Raw genomic sequence first — 14,808 nt, 5'->3', positions numbered from 1 at the left:
GGCCCGCCCAGCCCCACCCTCACCGAGATGGCCCGCAAGATCACCGCAGCCCTCGACGCCGCCTGATGCCTGCCACGGGGTCCTGCCCGGACCCCCCAAGCTGATGAGAAGATCGGGGGTGCTCCGAATAGCAAACGCAGTACTCGCGAAACTGCCTGAACCGCTGCACGCACTTGTGCTGAAGCACCGTGAACTGCTGAAGTTCGCGGTGGTGGGTGGAACAACGTTCTTAGTGGACAACGCGGTGTTCTACGGGCTGAAGCTCACCATTTTGGAACCGAAGCCGGTGACCGCGAAGGTCATCGCGGTGCTCGTGGCGACGATCGTGTCCTACGTGTTGAATCGCGAATGGTCGTTCCGGACCAGGGGCGGCCGCGAGCGCCGCCACGAGGCGGCGCTGTTCTTCCTGGTCAGTGGCGTCGGCCTGGTGCTCAGCTCCGCACCGCTATGGATCTCCCGGTACGTGTTCCGCCTGGAGACCCCGGACGTGAGCCTGGCCACCCAGGAGATCGCCGACTTCATGAGCGCCCAGATCATCGGCACGCTGATCGCCATGGTCTTCCGCTTCTGGGCGCTCCGGAAGTGGGTCTTCCCCGACGAGAAGGCCCACTCCAGCCGCCTGCGGCTGGCTCCCGCTCTCGATCCCACGGACAAGGCGGCTTGACGGCAGCGAATTCGGAAGCCGTTCCGGCGAACCGCTGTAGGATCTCACGGCTCGCGACATGTTGATCTTCTGTGGCCTGCGGTTTGCCGAGCTGTCTCACCTGCGTGACGGGACTGTTGTCTCACGATCATGGCGGTTTCCTAGCCATTGCGGGCTGACTAAATGGCCTGATGCTCGGGCCGGCGTCACTCGGGGCAAGGCAGAAGGTCGCCATGGGTGTGACCGCCCTCCACGCGGGCCCCGGCCAGGCGGGGGCACTGACCGGGTTGAGCACCGCCGTCTTCCTCGTCGTCGACCTGCCGGCGGGGGCGTGGACCGGATGCGCCACCGCCCGCGCTGATCCTGCCCGACCTGGCCCGGGCCGGGCCGCTCGTCTCCATCCCCCTCGCCTGGTGGCTGGACGACGTCACGTTCGAGCAGTTGTACGCCGTCGTCCTGTTGACCGGCTGTGCCACAGTCTTCTTCGACGTCGGCTCCCAGAGCGTGCTGCCGCAGCTGGTCGGCTTCCCCGGTCGCCTTCGACTGCATCGCATCTTGACGCCCGGCACGCTGCTCGCCTGGCACCGTAGGCTGGTCAAGAAGATGTGGGCCTACCCCGCCAGGCAGGGCCGGCCCCCGTTTCCGAACAGATCGGGCAACATCATCTCGCGATCGCGGGGTCGACCAGGCCTACCACCCAGTCGGCCGGGTAGAGCGCGGTCTGCGACAGAGCCTCCTGAGCCGTCTCCGGCTCCATCCGGCCCGCGGCCAGAGAGGAAGCGGGCACCAGGACGGCGACGACCTTGTTGGCTCCGTCTCCCGGCTGGATCACCGGCGACTCTCCGACCCAGCCCGGAGGCTTCCTGAGGCCGGCCCCGCAGGACTCGCTGACCACGAGCTTGTCGTTGAGCCAGATGAACACGTGGTTGCCGGCCGAGCAGTCCACCGCGAAAGCCACCGACTTGATGGGAGACTCGAACGTGAAACTCACCGCCTCGCCCCCCTGCCTGAAGTGGTTGTAGGAGAACATCTGAGGATACTTTCGGGTCGAAGTCGAGCTGGTGCCGTCCTTGCTCGGCGTGGGCGGGACCTGCGCCGACGGGCGACCGGTCGGCGGCGGGACGGTAGGCTCGGCCAAGGTGCCGGTCCAGACGTCGCCCGGTGCCGGAGCCGCCGTAATGCGCGGCAAGCCGACCACCGCCACTACGGCGATTGCCAACGCGGCGAGCGAGCCCGCCACCCGGCTGCGCCGCCTGCGGATGCCCCGGGCCCTGGTCTCTATGTCTTCGATCGTCACGCCCATGAAGGGGCCGTCGGCACTGTCGTGTTCGAGCAGCTCGCGCAGTTCCTGGTCGTTCATGGTCAGCTCCCGGTCTCTGTGGCGGCGACCCTGGTCGTGGGGTCGAGGCGTAGCTTGGCCAGCGCGCGGCTGGCCTGGCTACGTACGGTGGACACCGAGCAGCCGACGATCGCGGCGATCTCCTCGTCGGTCAGGTCCTCGAAGTACCGCAGCACGATCACCGTCCGCTGTTTGGCGGGCAGCGTGGCCAGCGCGACTCTGAGCGCGTCCCGGGTGCCGATCTTCGCTGACGCATCCGGCGTATGGGCAGTGTCCGGCAGGTCACCCGTGGCGACCTCACCCCGCCAGCGCCGCCGCCACCAGGAGGCGTGGGTGTTGGCCAGGATGCGGTAGACGTACGGGTCGGGGGCGTTGCCCACCCGACGCCATGCCAGCCAGGCCTTGGCCAGCGCCGTCTGTAGCAGATCCTCTGCGGTGGCCCAGTCGCGGCACAGCAGGTACGCCGTCCTGAGCAGCCGAGCCGAGCGCTGCTCGACGTAACGCTCGAAGTCGGCTCGATCCCGCATCGAAGGTCCTCACTGTCCGGTGATGGTCACCGATGATTACGTCCTGGACCCAGTGAGATGTTGCATCGACGCCTGAAATGTTTGCCGACACCCTGTGGGGCGCCGACCCTATATGTATGGCCTGAGGCGGGGACTCTTCGCTGGTGGGTGAGTGTCCCCGTCAAGGGTGCGCCGTCCAGATCAGCACAGCGTAGCTCTTCCAAGATCCCCGATGAGAACAGCCACCCACGGCGAAAACCCGCCAGAAAACTGTCATCGGGGAAGGCGTCGGAAGTGGCGTGACGTAGATCGGTGTCACATCGGGTTCGTCTGGTGTGGTGGAGAGCGGGATAAGCGCATAGGGCCGGGTGCAGGATTCGCGAGCTGCGGAAGCGGTAGATCCGTTGCATCCGGACGCAACGCGGGCAGGTGTCGGCGAGAAGACAGAGGTGGAGAGGGCAGAAGAAGGACCAGCCGAGCCGCCAGGATAACCTCCAGCGTCCCTCGGTCTCGGTCAGACAGTGCGGGCAGTAACGCGACCCGGCGTTGCGGCCCCAGAGGCGCTTACGGTTGACCTGGTGAGTACACGGGTCGACGAAGAGAGCTGTTCCGTCATATTCGGCGAGCGTCATGCGCTGGATCCGCATGGGGTCGACTCCGGTGGCCGCAGCGATTGACTGAACCTCGTGTGGCCGGAGCAACACCATCCAGTTCGTCTGGGGATCAAGGTCGTCGGCGCGATGTGCAAAGCGTGTCGAGGCCAAGATCGCTGAGATTATGCCAAGCTTCTTGAGACCCTACAACCGCGGGTTCAGTGCTGAGCCATGTCCACGAAGCGGCTGTAGTGGCCCTGGAACGCCACCGTGACCGTCGCCGTGGGACCGTTTCGGTGCTTGGCCACGATCAGGTCCGCCTCCCCCGCCCGCGGCGACTCGCGCTCGTACGCGTCCTCTCGATGCAGCAGGATGACCATGTCGGCGTCCTGCTCAATAGATCCTGATTCGCGCAGATCGCTAACTTGAGGGCGTTTGTCCGTTCGCTGCTCGGGGCCACGGTTGAGCTGGGAGATCGCGATGACCGGGACCTCGAGCTCCTTGGCCAGCAGCTTGATCGCACGGGAGATCTCCGAGACCTCGTTCTGCCGGCTCTCGGTCTTCTTCGGCGAGCTCATCAGCTGGAGGTAGTCGATGACCACGAACCTCAGGTCGTTGCGCTGCTTGAGCCGCCGGCACTTGGCCCGGATCTCCATCATCGACATGTTGGGCGAGTCGTCGATGAACAGCGGCGCCTCCGCCACCTCGCTCATCCGCCGGGCCAGGCGCGTCCAGTCGTCGTCGCCCATCATGCCCGAGCGCATGGCGTGGAGGGCCACCCGGGCCTCGGCGGACAGCAGACGCATGGTGATCTCGTTGCGCGACATCTCCAGCGAGAAGATGACCGTGGTCATCCCATTCTTGATGGCCGCAGAACGGGCGAAATCCAGACCTAGCGTGCTTTTTCCGATGGCGGGGCGGGCGGCCACGACGATCATCTGGCCTGGGTGGAGGCCGTTGGTGAGCTGGTCGAGGTCCTGGAAGCCGGTCGGCACGCCGACCATCTGGCCGCCGCGGCTGCCGATGGCCTCGAGCTCGTCGAGGGCGCCGGGCATGATGTCGGCCAGTGGCGCGTAGTCCTCCGAGGTGCGGCGCTCGGTGACCTTGTAGATCTCCGCCTGGGCGCGGTCCACGAGGTCGTCGACCTCTTCGTTCTGGCCGCCGTAGCCGTAGGAGACGATGCGGGTGCCGGCCTCGATGAGGCGGCGGAGGATGGCCTGCTCTCTGACGATCTTGGCGTAGTAGCCCGCGTTGGCCGCCGTGGGGACGACGGCGGTGAGGGTGTGGAGGTAGGCGGCGCCGCCCACCCTGGCCATCTCGCCGCGTTTCTGCAGCTCGTCGAAGACGGTGACCGCGTCGGCGGGCTCGCCCCGGCCGTAGAGGTCGGTGATGACGTCGTAGACCATCTGGTGGGCGGGGCGGTAGAAGTCGTCGGAGCGCAGGATCTCGACGACGTCGGCGATGGCGTCCTTCGACAGCAGCATGCCGCCGAGCACCGACTGCTCCGCATCGATGTTGTGCGGCGGGGTGCGCTCGAAACCTGGGCCGGCGCCCGTCTCCTCGTCAATGCTCACCGCGCCCCCTCGAACACCTTGCAGGCGGTCGCACCACCCCCACTTGTAGCCGACCAGTCTGACAGTTTCCCGGAGTTGTGCGCCGACTGGCAACGCGGCCTGTGGACAACCCTGTGGTCAAGCTGTGGACTACTGCGCTCAAGATGTGAAAGGCCTGTGGACACAGGCTGTGGATAACTCTGCAGATCATCCACCAAACGGTCTCTGACCTGCGAGAACGATATCCACTGGCTGTGGAGGAAAGAAAGTTTCCCCAACAAGCCACGTAATGGCCATAATGGACAAATGCTCATTACCCCCAGGGATCGGGAGATACTCCGGCTGGCCGTGCCGGCGCTCGGCGCGCTGGTGGCCGAGCCGCTCTTCCTTCTCGCGGACTACGCCATCGTGGGGCATGGGCTGGGCACCACGGCGGTGGGCGCGCTGGGCGTGGCAGGCACCGTTCTGTCCACAATGGTGAACCTCTGCGTCTTCCTCGCGTACGGCACCACGGCCTCGGTGGCGCGCCAGACGGGCGCGGGGAACCACACGCGGGCCATGCGCAGCGGTGTGGACGGGATCTGGCTGGCCCTGGCCATCGGCGTCGTCCTCATCGCGGTGTGCTGGCCGTCGGCCCCGATGATCGTGGAGCTGTTCGGAGCGGGCGGGGACCAGACGGCGCAGGCCGTGACGTACCTGCGGATCAGCCTGCTCGGCGCGCCCGGCATGCTGGTCGTGCTGGCCGGTACAGGGGTGCTGCGCGGGCTGCAGGACACGGTCACGCCGCTGGTGGTGGCCATCGGCTCGTTCGTGCTGAACGCCGTGCTGAACGCCTGGTTCGTGCTGGGCTTGCAGTGGGGCATCGCCGGGTCGGCCTGGGGGACGGTGCTGGCCCAGACGTTGGGCGCGGCCGTCTACCTGGCGGTGGTGGCCAGGGGCGCGATCAAGCTGGGCACCCCGCTCACGCCGGGTCTCGAAGGGGTCAAGCAGGCGGGCACGGCCGGGTTCGCGCTGCTCGTGCGTACCCTCTGCCTGCGGGTGGTGCTGCTCGTGGCCACCGTGATCGCCGCCAGGATGGGCCAGGCCGAGCTGGCCGCGTACGCCATCGCCACCCAGGTGTGGACGCTGCTCGCCTTCGCGCTGGACGCCATCGCCATCGCGGGGCAGGCCATCACAGGACGCTCGCTCGGCGCCGGGGATGTCGCGGCCACCAGGGCCGCCACCAGGAGAATGGTGCAGTGGGGCATCTGGTCGGGTGCGGTGCTCGGCGTGCTGGTCGTCGCCGCCAGGCCGGTGCTGCCCGGGCTGTTCGACGCGGATCCGCAGGTCACCGAGCTGCTGCTGGCCGTGCTGTGGCCGGTGGCGGCGTTCCAGCCGGTGTGCGGGGTCGTGTTCGTGCTCGACGGCGTGCTGATCGGCGCGGGCGACCAGCGTTACCTGGCGTGGGCGGGGGTGTGGACGACGCTGGCGTACCTGCCCGCCGCGTTCCTCGCCTCCGGTTTCGGGGTCGTTGCTCTTTGGTGCGCGCTCGGGGTGTGGATGGTCGCACGTCTGATCACTCTCGTACGCCGGGCCGCGGGCACCGAGTGGCTGGTGACGGGGGCCTGACCGCACCATCCCCCTCAAACGCGGCCCCGCGACCCGGTCGAGCCGGCACGCGGGCGCCACCGGCGCTAGAGCCGCCTCGTCTCCAGCACGCTCCGCAGGAACTCCCTGGTCCTGGCGTTCTCCGGATCAGTGAAGATCTTCTCGGCGGGCCCCTTCTCGAGCAGCACGCCGCCGTCGAGAAAGCAGACCGTGTCCGAGATCTCCCGGCAGAATCCCATCTCGTGGGTCGTGAGGATCATCGTCATGCCGGACTCCTTGAGCTCCCTGATGATCCCCAGCACCTCCGTGACCAGCTGGGGGTCGAGGGCCGAGGTGACCTCGTCCAGCAGCATCAGCCTGGGCTGGGTGGCCAGCGCCCTGATGATGGCCACCCGCTGCTGCTGCCCGCCCGAGAGCTGATCGGGGTACGCCCTGGCCTTGTCGGCCAGCCCGAACCTGGCCAGCAGGTCATGCGCCTGCTCCTCGGCCTCCGTCCTGGCCACCTTGTGCACCTGGCGCGGCGCGAGCGTGATGTTGTCGAGCACGGTCATGTGCGGGAACAGGTTGAACGACTGGAACACGATGCCCAGCCGCTTGCGCACATCGTCCACGTTCACGCGTGGGTCGGTGATCTCCTCCCCGTCGAGGAAGATCGCGCCGTCGTCCACGGTCTCCAGCAGGTTGACGCAGCGCAGGAGCGTGGACTTGCCCGAGCCGGAGGCACCGATCAGGCTCACCACCTCGTGGGGATGCACCTCCAGGTCGATGCCGCGCAGCACGCTGTGGCCGTGGAAGTTCTTCCACACCTCTTCGATGCTCAGCAGGCTCATGCGCCACGCCTCCTGCGCGTACGGGCCGCCAGGTGGTCGGTGAACCTGGCCATGGGGATGGTGAGCAGGATGAACAGCAGCGCCGCCGCCAGGTAGGGCGTGTAGTTGAACGTGCTTGCCACGTGGATCTGCGCCTGCCTGAGCGCGTCGAGAGGCCCGATGGTGGCCACGAGCGCGGTGTCCTTCTGCAGCGAGACGAAGTCGTTCAGCAACGGTGGCACGACCCTGCGGGTGGCCTGCGGCAGCACCACGAACCGCATGGTCTTGCCGTGGCTCAGCCCCAGCGAGCGGGCCGCCGCGAACTGGCTCGGGTGGATGGACTCGATGCCCGAGCGGAACACCTCGGCCACGTAACCGCCGTACGAGAGTGTCAGCGCGATGATGCCCAGCGTGGCCAGGTCGGACGGGATCCCCTGCAGCTCCAGCGCGGGCAGCCCGAACCCGATCAGGTAGATCACCAGGATCGTCGGCACGCCGCGGAAGATGTCGGTGTAGACCGTGGCCAGCGCCCGGATCGGGAAGAACGCGGGCGTCCTGATCCCCCTCGCCAACGCGACCAGCAGCCCCAAGATCAGGATCAGCGGCTCGGCGATCAGGAAGATCTTGATGTTGAGCAGGAAGCCGCTCAGCACGTCCGGCAGCGCCGCGGCGAACTGCCCGGGATCGAAGAACTTCTCCCGCACGCGGGGCCAGCCGGGCGAGTTGGTGACGACCCAGACGACCAACACGATGAAGACGATCGTCGAACCCGTCGCGATCGAGGCGGAGCGGCGGGCGCGCGACCTGCGCACCCGCTCCCGCTGGAGCTGCCGCTCCGACTTAACCCATTCGCCCGATGTAGCCTGGGCGCTCTCGTTCAACGCGGCCCGCTCACTTCAGCTCTGGCGCGCCGGCGGCGGAGCCGAGCCACTGCTGCTCGATCTTGGCCAGCTCGCCCTTCGACTCCAGCGCGTCCACGGCCTTGTCGACGCACGGCTTGAGCGCGCTGCCCTTCTGCATGACCAGCCCGAACTCCTCGGGCGTGCCACCCGTCGAGCTGAACTGCCCCACGATCTTGGACTTCTCGACCTGTGCGGCCGTCACGTAGAACGCCGTCGGCAGGTCCACGACCAGCGCGTCCACCTGCTTGTTCTTCAGCCCGTTCACGGCGTCGATCTGCTCGTTGTAGACGTTGGGGTCGGCGGCGGGCTGGATGACCTTCTTGACCGCGTCGAACGAGGTCGTGCCCACCTGTACGCCGATCTTCGCGTCCTTGAGCTCGGCCAGGCTCTTCGCACCCGCGTACTTGCTCCCGTCAATGGCGACGATGGCCTGCTTGACGGTGTAGTAGCCCTTGCTGAAGTCCACGGCCTTGGCCCGATCGGGCGTGATGGACACCTGGTTGACGTCGAAGTCGAACTGCTTCTCCCCCGGCGCGAACGCCGAGTCGAACTTCACCGTGCTCCACTGCACCTCGCTGCGGTCGAAGCCCAGCTCGCCCGCCACGGCGAAGGCCACCGCGCTCTCGAACCCCTGCCCGTTGCTGGGGTCATCGTCCTTGAACCAGGGCTCATAAGCGGGTTTGTCGGTCCCGATGGTCAGCTTGCCAGAGGTGACGAGCTTGAGCTGATCCTTGGTGCACGCAGTGGACGGGGCCGGGCCGGCCGTCGCGGCCGTGTTGTCGGCGGGCGCACAACCGACGAGCGCCACGGCCAGCGCGAGCAGCATGAGGGGACGGGCCATGGCCAGAGCCTCCAGGGGGAAAGCGCGAAAGAACGAAGGCATTCTACGCTGACCGAATAGGAAAATTGCCCCCGAGGGGCACCGCTGACCACGGCAATCGTCCCCTATGCGGCCCGCGTGACGGCGGGCCGGTCACCTGGGGCGGGCAATGCGAAAGCCCCCTCCGAAACGGAGAGGGCTTTCACGGATCGCGGTCGTCAGCCGGCCACAACCTCGATGTCCACAGGAGCGGACACCTCGGGGTGGAGCTTGACGGTGATGCGGTGGGAGCCGGTGCTCTTGATCGGGTTGACGATCTCGATGCGACGGCGGTCGAGGATCGGGCCACCGGCGGCCTTGACGGCGTCGGCGATGTCGCCCGTGGTGATCGAGCCGAACAGGCGACCGGACTCGCCGGCGCGCGTGGTCAGGCGGACGCGCAGCGCGCCGAGCTGACCGGCGACCTCCTTGGCGGTGCCGAGGTCGCGGATCTCGCGGGCGTCGCGAGCCTTCCTGATGGTCTCAATCTGCTTCTCGGCGCCGCGCGTCCAGCGCATGGCGTAGCCGCGCGGGATGAGGTAGTTACGGCCGTAGCCGTCCTTGACCTCGACGACGTCGCCAGGGGCGCCGAGGCCGGAGACCTCGTTGGTGAGGATGAGCTTCATATCGACAGGCCTCCTTAGCGCGCGGTGCTCGTGTAAGGCAGCAGGGCCACCTCACGCGCGTTCTTGATCGCGGTCGCCACGTCGCGCTGGTGCTGGGTGCAGTTGCCCGTCACCCGGCGCGCACGGATCTTGCCGCGGTCGGAGATGAACTTCCGCAGCAGCGCCGTGTCCTTGTAGTCGACGTAGGAGATCTTGTCGTGGCAGAACAGGCAAACCTTCTTCTTCGGCTTGCGCAGTGCCGGCTTAGCCATCGTGGTGCTCCTTTCAGAGCCCCGCCTTCCGGGCGGGAATGGACTCGGGCTTGTGGACAGGATTTAGAAAGGCGGTTCGTCGCTGAAGTCGCCTCCGCCGCCGCCGCCGAAGCCGCCGCCGCTCTGCTGGCCGCCGCCTCCGCCGAAGCCGCCACCGCCGCCGTAACCGCCGCCGCCCTGGGGCGGGGCGGGCGACGCGGACGCCCACGGGTCGTCGGCCGGACCGCCGCCGAAGCCGCCGCCACCCCCACCACCCTGGCGGGAGGTGCGGTTGACCTTGGCGGTGGCGTTACGCAGAGACGGGCCGACCTCGTCGACCTCGACCTCGTAAACGGTGCGCTTCTCGCCTTCCTTGGTCTCGTAAGACCGCTGCTTGAGCCGCCCCTGCACGATGACCCGCATGCCGCGCTGCAGGCTCTCGGCGGCGTTCTCCGCCGCCTGCCGCCACACGTTGCAGGTCAGGAAGAGGCTTTCGCCATCCTTCCACTCGTTGGTCTGGCGATCCATGAACCGCGGAGTGGACGCGATGCGGAATCGAGCCACGGCTTGACCCGTCGGGGTGAAGCGCAGCTCCGGGTCGTCGACGAGATTGCCGACGATGGTGATTACGGTGTCGCCTGCTGCCATGGCTAGCGCTCGCCTTCCTGCACGCCTTCGCTTGGGTTACGGCTCAATGTACGGGGCTGCCCCGACAAAAGCCGGGGTTAATGCACGTCCGGACGCAGAACCTTGGTGCGCAGGATGCCCTCGTTGAGGTTCATCTGCCGGTCGAGCTCCTTGACCGTCGCGGGCTCCGCGGACAGGTCGATGACGGCGTAGATGCCTTCCGACTTCTTGTCGATGTCGTAGGCGAGACGGCGACGGCCCCAGACGTCGACCTTCTCCACGGTGCCGCCGTCGTTGCGGACCACGGAGAGGAACTGGTCGAGGGACGGCGCGACAGTGCGCTCATCGAGCGAAGGGTCCAGAATGACCATTACTTCGTAACGACGCATGCGGGACTCCAACCTCCTCTGGACTCTTGCGGTCACGACACTCTGCCGTGACAGGAGGACGCTGACGCTTGTGCCCGGGCGCCCCTTTCGGCAGCCGGGGTGATGGATCACCCATCACAACGCAGCGTGCCCCAGGTTACCAGTCGCGAGTACGTGGGAAGGCCTTTAGGAAACCTAGGGGGTGGTGACAGTGCCACACGTGCTTCAACCCTCCGAAAGGGAGCGGTTCAGGCTCACGCTCAACACCGACGGACATTCTCACCCTGCGGAAAACGCCTTGGCCGTGGCCGCGCTGGCGTGCGGCGTGGTGGCGTTCATCTCGACGTTCTGGATATCGGCGCACGTGATCTCGTCGTGGTTCGGCACGCTCGGCTTCGGCGTCGGCCTCTATTCCCAGTACGTGTCGGTGACCACGCCGCAGCGCTCGCTCAACATCATCGGCCTCGTGGGGTCGTTCGTCGGGGCCGCGCTCGGCATCGCCCACGGCGGTTTCCTTCCCCATCCATGAGCGACGGCCCCGGCGCACGTACTCCGGGGCCGTTCGATATGTGGCTCACCTGCCGATGTGCAGGTTTATGCCGAGCAGGACCAGGAACCAGAGGAATATCGCCAGCAACGCCTCCGCGACGTCCCTGAGCAGTCCGGGGGTGATGTAGTCGTACACCCAGGCCACGTAGATCCCGATCACCACGTAGATCAATAAGATCAGGCCACGCCAGCGCCATCGTGCCATGTCGCTTCTCCTCGCGTAGGGGGCGTCAGCCGACTTCCCGAACAGCCCCGCACCAAACCGCGTTTGATGGTCGCGCTCGCACGGGGCTACGTTGGTCACGCAAGCTGCCGCCCTCCGCCCCAGGCTCGCCGCTTCGGCGTAGGCTCGGTGACATGCTGCGCATCGGAGCCCACGTCGATCAGGATGATCCCGCCGCCCACGCCGCGGAGGTGGGGGCCGAGGTGGTGCAGTTCTTCCTCGGGGATCCCCAGGGGTACGACAAACCGGTGCTGCCCGCCAAGCCGGTCGAGGGCGTCGACATCTACATCCACGCCCCCTATCTGATCAACGTGGCCACCACGAACAACCGCATCAGGATCCCCAGCCGCAAGCTGCTCGAGCAGCACCTCAAGGCGGCCGCAGGCCTCGGCGCGAAGGGCCTGATCGTGCACGGCGGCCACGTCAACAAGAACGACGACCCGCAGACGGGGTTCGACAACTGGCGCAAGGTGTTCGAGCGCATGGAGTGCCCGATCCCCGTGCTGATCGAGAACACCGCGGGCGGCGGCAACGCGATGGCGCGCAAGCTGGAGCGCATCGCCCGCTTGTGGGACGCGCTCGACGGGTTCGACGTGGGCTTCTGCCTCGACACCTGCCACGCGCACGCGGGCGGCGAGGAGCTGGTCGACCTGGTCGAGCGGGTCAAGGCGATCACCGGCCGGATCGACCTGATCCACTGCAACGACTCGCGCGACGACTTCGACTCCGGCGCCGACCGCCACGCCAACCTGGGCAAGGGAAAGATCGATCCCGACCTCATCCTGGCGGTCTGCCGGGCGGCCGGGGCGCCGATCGTGGTGGAGACGCCCGCCGAGGGCCAGGCCGACGACATCGCGTTCCTGAGGAAGAACCTCTAGGAAATACACACAGCCTGTGGATAACTTTCCTGGATTACTTAGACGAAGAAGCGGGTATAGAAATCAGCCTGCCCACGCGCCGCTCAGGAACCGGCTCGTGTTGAGCAGCATGAGCGGCCCGAAGATCAGCGCGTACACGACCAGCACCCACGGCTTCCTGGTCGCGACCTTCGCCACCAACACCCACAGCGGAAACCACAGCAGCAGCGAGCGCGGGATCGACAGGTAGTACGCCGACGTCATGAGCGCCGCCGCCTGCAACCCCGTGTAGACGAGCTCGCTCCACCTGCGCAGCAGGAGCAGCCAGATGAGCACCGCGAACGCCACCACGGCACCGGCGATCTCCATCCGGAAGGCCACGGCGAAGTCGTCGGAGCCCATGGCCGAGCGCCAGGTCGTCTTCCACGCCTGCCATGGCCATACGAAGTCGCGCCCCCACCCGGCCTCCTGCGCGTGCTTCCAGGCCAGCCAGTCACCCGAGCGGCTGTAGTGGTAGTACGAGTACGCCACGAGCGGCACGAAGGGCACGGCCAGCCACCCGGCCCGCCGTACGGGCTCCTTGTGCGTGAAGAACTCCACGACGAGCGCGACCGCGAGGAACAGCCCCGTGATCCGCACGCACGACGCCCCCGCCGCGAGCAGCGCGGCGGCGGACCAGAGCCCCCGCCGGGCGGCCAGCCACGCCGGGATGGCGAAGGCCAGGAAGAGCGACTCGCTGTAGCCCGCCGCCAGGAACACCGCCATCGGGAAGAGCAGCAGCGCCAGCACCGCCATCCAGCCGGACGCGCCTTCCATCTCGGCCAGCCGGGCCAGTGCCACCATGGCCACCGCCCCGGCGACCAGCGAGATCAGCAGCCCGGCCGCCGCCCAGTCCGGCACGAGGACGTGCACGGCCCGCAGCACCACAGGAAACCCCGGGAAGAACGCGGGCAGCCCCTCGTCCACCGGTTTGCCGGGCTCGCCGTCGTAGCCGTACTGGGCGATCGTGATGAACAGCCCGGCGTCCCACTGGCGCCACTTGCCGGCGTACGCGGTGAGCGCCGTCCCGAGCAGCGTCGCCACCAGCAGCCCGGCCCGCGAGCCGAGCCAGAGCAGCAGCGCGTCCCGGCCGGCCGAGCGGGTGATCATCGGGCGAAGGAGGTCAGCGTGAACCGGTCGGGCGCGTCGTCGAAGACGCCGCCTCCCTGATCGTCGATGTCCGCCTGGCGCACCACGTCCTTGTGGGGACGGAGGATGTCCCGCACCACGAACGCCATCATGATCCCGATCGTGATGACCCGCCCCCATACGGCGGTGAAGTACGTGTCGTCACCGATGCCCAGGTCGTTCCGGCTGAGCGGCGGCTGGGAGAGCAGGTAGAGCCAGATGGCGGCGAAGTACCAGACCTCGGCGAGCTGCCACAGCACGAGCGGCTTCCAGTTGGGCCTGGCCAGCACGGCGAACGGCACCAGCCAGAGCACGAACTGCGGCGACCACACCTTGTTCGTCATCATGAACGCGGCCAGCGCCAGGAAGCAGATCTGCGCCAGCCTGGGCCGGCGCGGCGCGGCCAGCGTGAGCACGGCGATGCCCAGGCACATGATGGCCAGGGCCGCCATGCCGAGCTTGCTCACGTCGCCCTCGCCGAGGACGGCCCAGCCCTTGCTCTGGAAGAACAGCCACGGCGAGCCCCAGTCGACCCCGCGTTCCTGGGAGAAGACGTAGAACCTGCGCCAGCCGTCCCACGCCAGCACCATGAAGGGCACGTTGACCACGAGCCACGTGCCGACGGTCGAGGCCAGCGTGACCAGGAACGGTCGCCATCGCCCGGTGCGCCACGTGAGCAGGAACAGCGCTCCCACGAACATCAGGGGATAGAACTTGGTCGCGATGGCCAGCCCCAGCAGCACCCCGGCCAGCGCCTGCCGGCGCCGTGCCCAGGCCAGCAGCATGCCCATCGACAGCGCGCCCGCGACCAGGTCCCAGTTGATGTAGGCGGCCAGCACCACGGCGGGCGAGACAGCGTACCAGAGCGCGTCCCACCGCCGCGCCGGCCCGGCCACCGCGGCCATCAGCAGGACGCCGGCGACCAGGGAGACGCCGAGGAGGATGACCGTCAGGTCGTAGAACCTGACCGCCTGCGCGACCTTGTCAGGCGAGAGCGCCCTGGCGATCCAGCTGATCACCTGCATGACCTCGCCCAGCACGACCGGGTACTCGACCTGCTTGTCGAACGGCACGTGGGCGAAGTAGGGGTTCTGGGTCGCCAGCTCCCTGTCGAAGTACAGGGGATAGATGTCGGTGTAGCAGAAGTTCGTGTACGTCGAGACCTGGTCGTTCCAGCCGCCGGTGCGGCACGGCAGCCGCACCACGTACGCGAGGGTCGCCCCCAGGGCCGCGATCATGCCCAGGGGGAGGTACGGCACGGCGCGCGCCACAAAAGCCGCAGGGACAGGTGCCCGTCACGGACGCCCTCAACGTCCGTGGATACGACCACGTCTATGCCATCGGCGACATCACCGACGTCGCCGAGACCA

General features: G+C 67.6%; 18 protein-coding genes. 4 read left to right on the top strand and 14 right to left on the bottom strand.

Annotated features, from left to right (window positions below; all coding sequences use genetic code 11):
* Positions 1–175 precede the first annotated feature (175 nt).
* Positions 176–664 carry a GtrA family protein gene (locus AB0J64_RS54965; RefSeq protein ID WP_364046184.1) on the top strand — a complete coding sequence of 163 codons (489 nt, stop codon included), beginning with the start codon at positions 176–178 and terminating at the stop codon, positions 662–664.
* A gap of 640 nt (positions 665–1,304) precedes the next feature.
* On the opposite strand, the gene AB0J64_RS54960 is transcribed toward AB0J64_RS54965, so the two are convergent.
* The 4 genes from AB0J64_RS54960 to dnaB are packed head-to-tail and all read right to left on the bottom strand — an operon-like array spanning position 1,305 to position 4,655.
* Positions 1,305–2,003, bottom strand: coding sequence for a hypothetical protein (locus AB0J64_RS54960; protein WP_364046182.1), 699 nt, complete (start codon positions 2,001–2,003; stop codon positions 1,305–1,307).
* Positions 2,004–2,005: 2 nt separating this feature from the next.
* Entirely contained in the window at positions 2,006–2,509 is a 504-nt protein-coding gene (locus tag AB0J64_RS54955; RefSeq protein ID WP_364046180.1) for a SigE family RNA polymerase sigma factor, read from the bottom strand.
* Positions 2,510–2,535: 26 nt separating this feature from the next.
* A complete protein-coding gene (locus tag AB0J64_RS54950; protein ID WP_364046178.1) occupies positions 2,536–3,252 on the bottom strand; it encodes a TniQ family protein in 717 nt (238 codons plus the stop codon).
* A gap of 47 nt (positions 3,253–3,299) precedes the next feature.
* On the bottom strand, positions 3,300–4,655 hold the full coding sequence (gene dnaB / locus AB0J64_RS54945; RefSeq protein ID WP_364046176.1) for a replicative DNA helicase: 1,356 nt from the start codon (positions 4,653–4,655) through the stop codon (positions 3,300–3,302).
* A 285-nt stretch (positions 4,656–4,940) separates the two neighbouring features.
* Here dnaB and AB0J64_RS54940 point away from each other — a divergent pair, with 285 nt between their 5' ends.
* The gene (locus AB0J64_RS54940; RefSeq protein WP_364046174.1) at positions 4,941–6,242 is read left to right on the top strand and encodes an MATE family efflux transporter; all 1,302 of its coding nucleotides are present in this window, start codon (positions 4,941–4,943) and stop codon (positions 6,240–6,242) included.
* 65 nt (positions 6,243–6,307) lie between these two features.
* Here the strand turns inward: AB0J64_RS54940 and AB0J64_RS54935 are convergent, their stop codons facing one another.
* From AB0J64_RS54935 to rpsF, 7 genes are all read right to left on the bottom strand, one after another.
* The gene (locus AB0J64_RS54935; RefSeq protein WP_364046172.1) at positions 6,308–7,051 is read right to left on the bottom strand and encodes an amino acid ABC transporter ATP-binding protein; all 744 of its coding nucleotides are present in this window, start codon (positions 7,049–7,051) and stop codon (positions 6,308–6,310) included.
* Complete coding sequence (locus AB0J64_RS54930; protein WP_364046170.1) at positions 7,048–7,911, bottom strand: amino acid ABC transporter permease; 864 nt, start codon at positions 7,909–7,911, stop codon at positions 7,048–7,050. The genes AB0J64_RS54935 and AB0J64_RS54930 overlap by 4 nt, the downstream gene beginning before the upstream one ends.
* 10 nt (positions 7,912–7,921) lie before the next feature.
* Positions 7,922–8,773 carry an ABC transporter substrate-binding protein gene (locus AB0J64_RS54925; protein WP_364046168.1) on the bottom strand — a complete coding sequence of 284 codons (852 nt, stop codon included), beginning with the start codon at positions 8,771–8,773 and terminating at the stop codon, positions 7,922–7,924.
* Positions 8,774–8,970: 197 nt separating this feature from the next.
* Positions 8,971–9,417: a 50S ribosomal protein L9 gene (gene rplI, locus AB0J64_RS54920; RefSeq protein ID WP_344999756.1), complete on the bottom strand. Its 447-nt coding sequence runs from the start codon at positions 9,415–9,417 to the stop codon at positions 8,971–8,973.
* 14 nt (positions 9,418–9,431) lie between these two features.
* Complete coding sequence (rpsR, locus tag AB0J64_RS54915) at positions 9,432–9,668, bottom strand: 30S ribosomal protein S18 (RefSeq protein ID WP_020543048.1); 237 nt, start codon at positions 9,666–9,668, stop codon at positions 9,432–9,434.
* A 63-nt stretch (positions 9,669–9,731) separates the two neighbouring features.
* Positions 9,732–10,295 (bottom strand): single-stranded DNA-binding protein, encoded by a 564-nt coding sequence (locus AB0J64_RS54910; protein WP_364046166.1) that lies wholly within the window; start codon positions 10,293–10,295, stop codon positions 9,732–9,734.
* A gap of 77 nt (positions 10,296–10,372) precedes the next feature.
* The gene (gene rpsF, locus AB0J64_RS54905; protein WP_080044189.1) at positions 10,373–10,663 is read right to left on the bottom strand and encodes a 30S ribosomal protein S6; all 291 of its coding nucleotides are present in this window, start codon (positions 10,661–10,663) and stop codon (positions 10,373–10,375) included.
* Positions 10,664–10,862: 199 nt separating this feature from the next.
* Here rpsF and AB0J64_RS54900 point away from each other — a divergent pair, with 199 nt between their 5' ends.
* Positions 10,863–11,171: a hypothetical protein gene (locus AB0J64_RS54900; RefSeq protein WP_364046164.1), complete on the top strand. Its 309-nt coding sequence runs from the start codon at positions 10,863–10,865 to the stop codon at positions 11,169–11,171.
* 45 nt (positions 11,172–11,216) lie between these two features.
* Here AB0J64_RS54900 and AB0J64_RS54895 read toward each other — a convergent pair whose 3' ends face one another.
* A complete protein-coding gene (locus AB0J64_RS54895) occupies positions 11,217–11,396 on the bottom strand; it encodes a hypothetical protein (RefSeq protein WP_344999748.1) in 180 nt (59 codons plus the stop codon).
* A gap of 152 nt (positions 11,397–11,548) precedes the next feature.
* Between AB0J64_RS54895 and AB0J64_RS54890 the strand changes: the two genes are divergently transcribed.
* The gene (locus AB0J64_RS54890) at positions 11,549–12,292 is read left to right on the top strand and encodes a deoxyribonuclease IV (protein ID WP_364046161.1); all 744 of its coding nucleotides are present in this window, start codon (positions 11,549–11,551) and stop codon (positions 12,290–12,292) included.
* Positions 12,293–12,355: 63 nt separating this feature from the next.
* Here AB0J64_RS54890 and AB0J64_RS54885 read toward each other — a convergent pair whose 3' ends face one another.
* On the bottom strand, positions 12,356–13,420 hold the full coding sequence (locus tag AB0J64_RS54885) for a mannosyltransferase family protein (RefSeq protein WP_364046159.1): 1,065 nt from the start codon (positions 13,418–13,420) through the stop codon (positions 12,356–12,358).
* Complete coding sequence (locus AB0J64_RS54880) at positions 13,417–14,697, bottom strand: glycosyltransferase 87 family protein (protein WP_364046157.1); 1,281 nt, start codon at positions 14,695–14,697, stop codon at positions 13,417–13,419. The genes AB0J64_RS54885 and AB0J64_RS54880 overlap by 4 nt, the downstream gene beginning before the upstream one ends.
* Positions 14,698–14,808 lie beyond the last annotated feature (111 nt).

Source organism: Nonomuraea sp. NPDC049695 (assembly GCF_040674955.1).
Lineage (GTDB): Bacteria > Actinomycetota > Actinomycetes > Streptosporangiales > Streptosporangiaceae > Nonomuraea > Nonomuraea helvata.
This window is presented reverse-complemented; position numbering and strand designations above follow the sequence as displayed.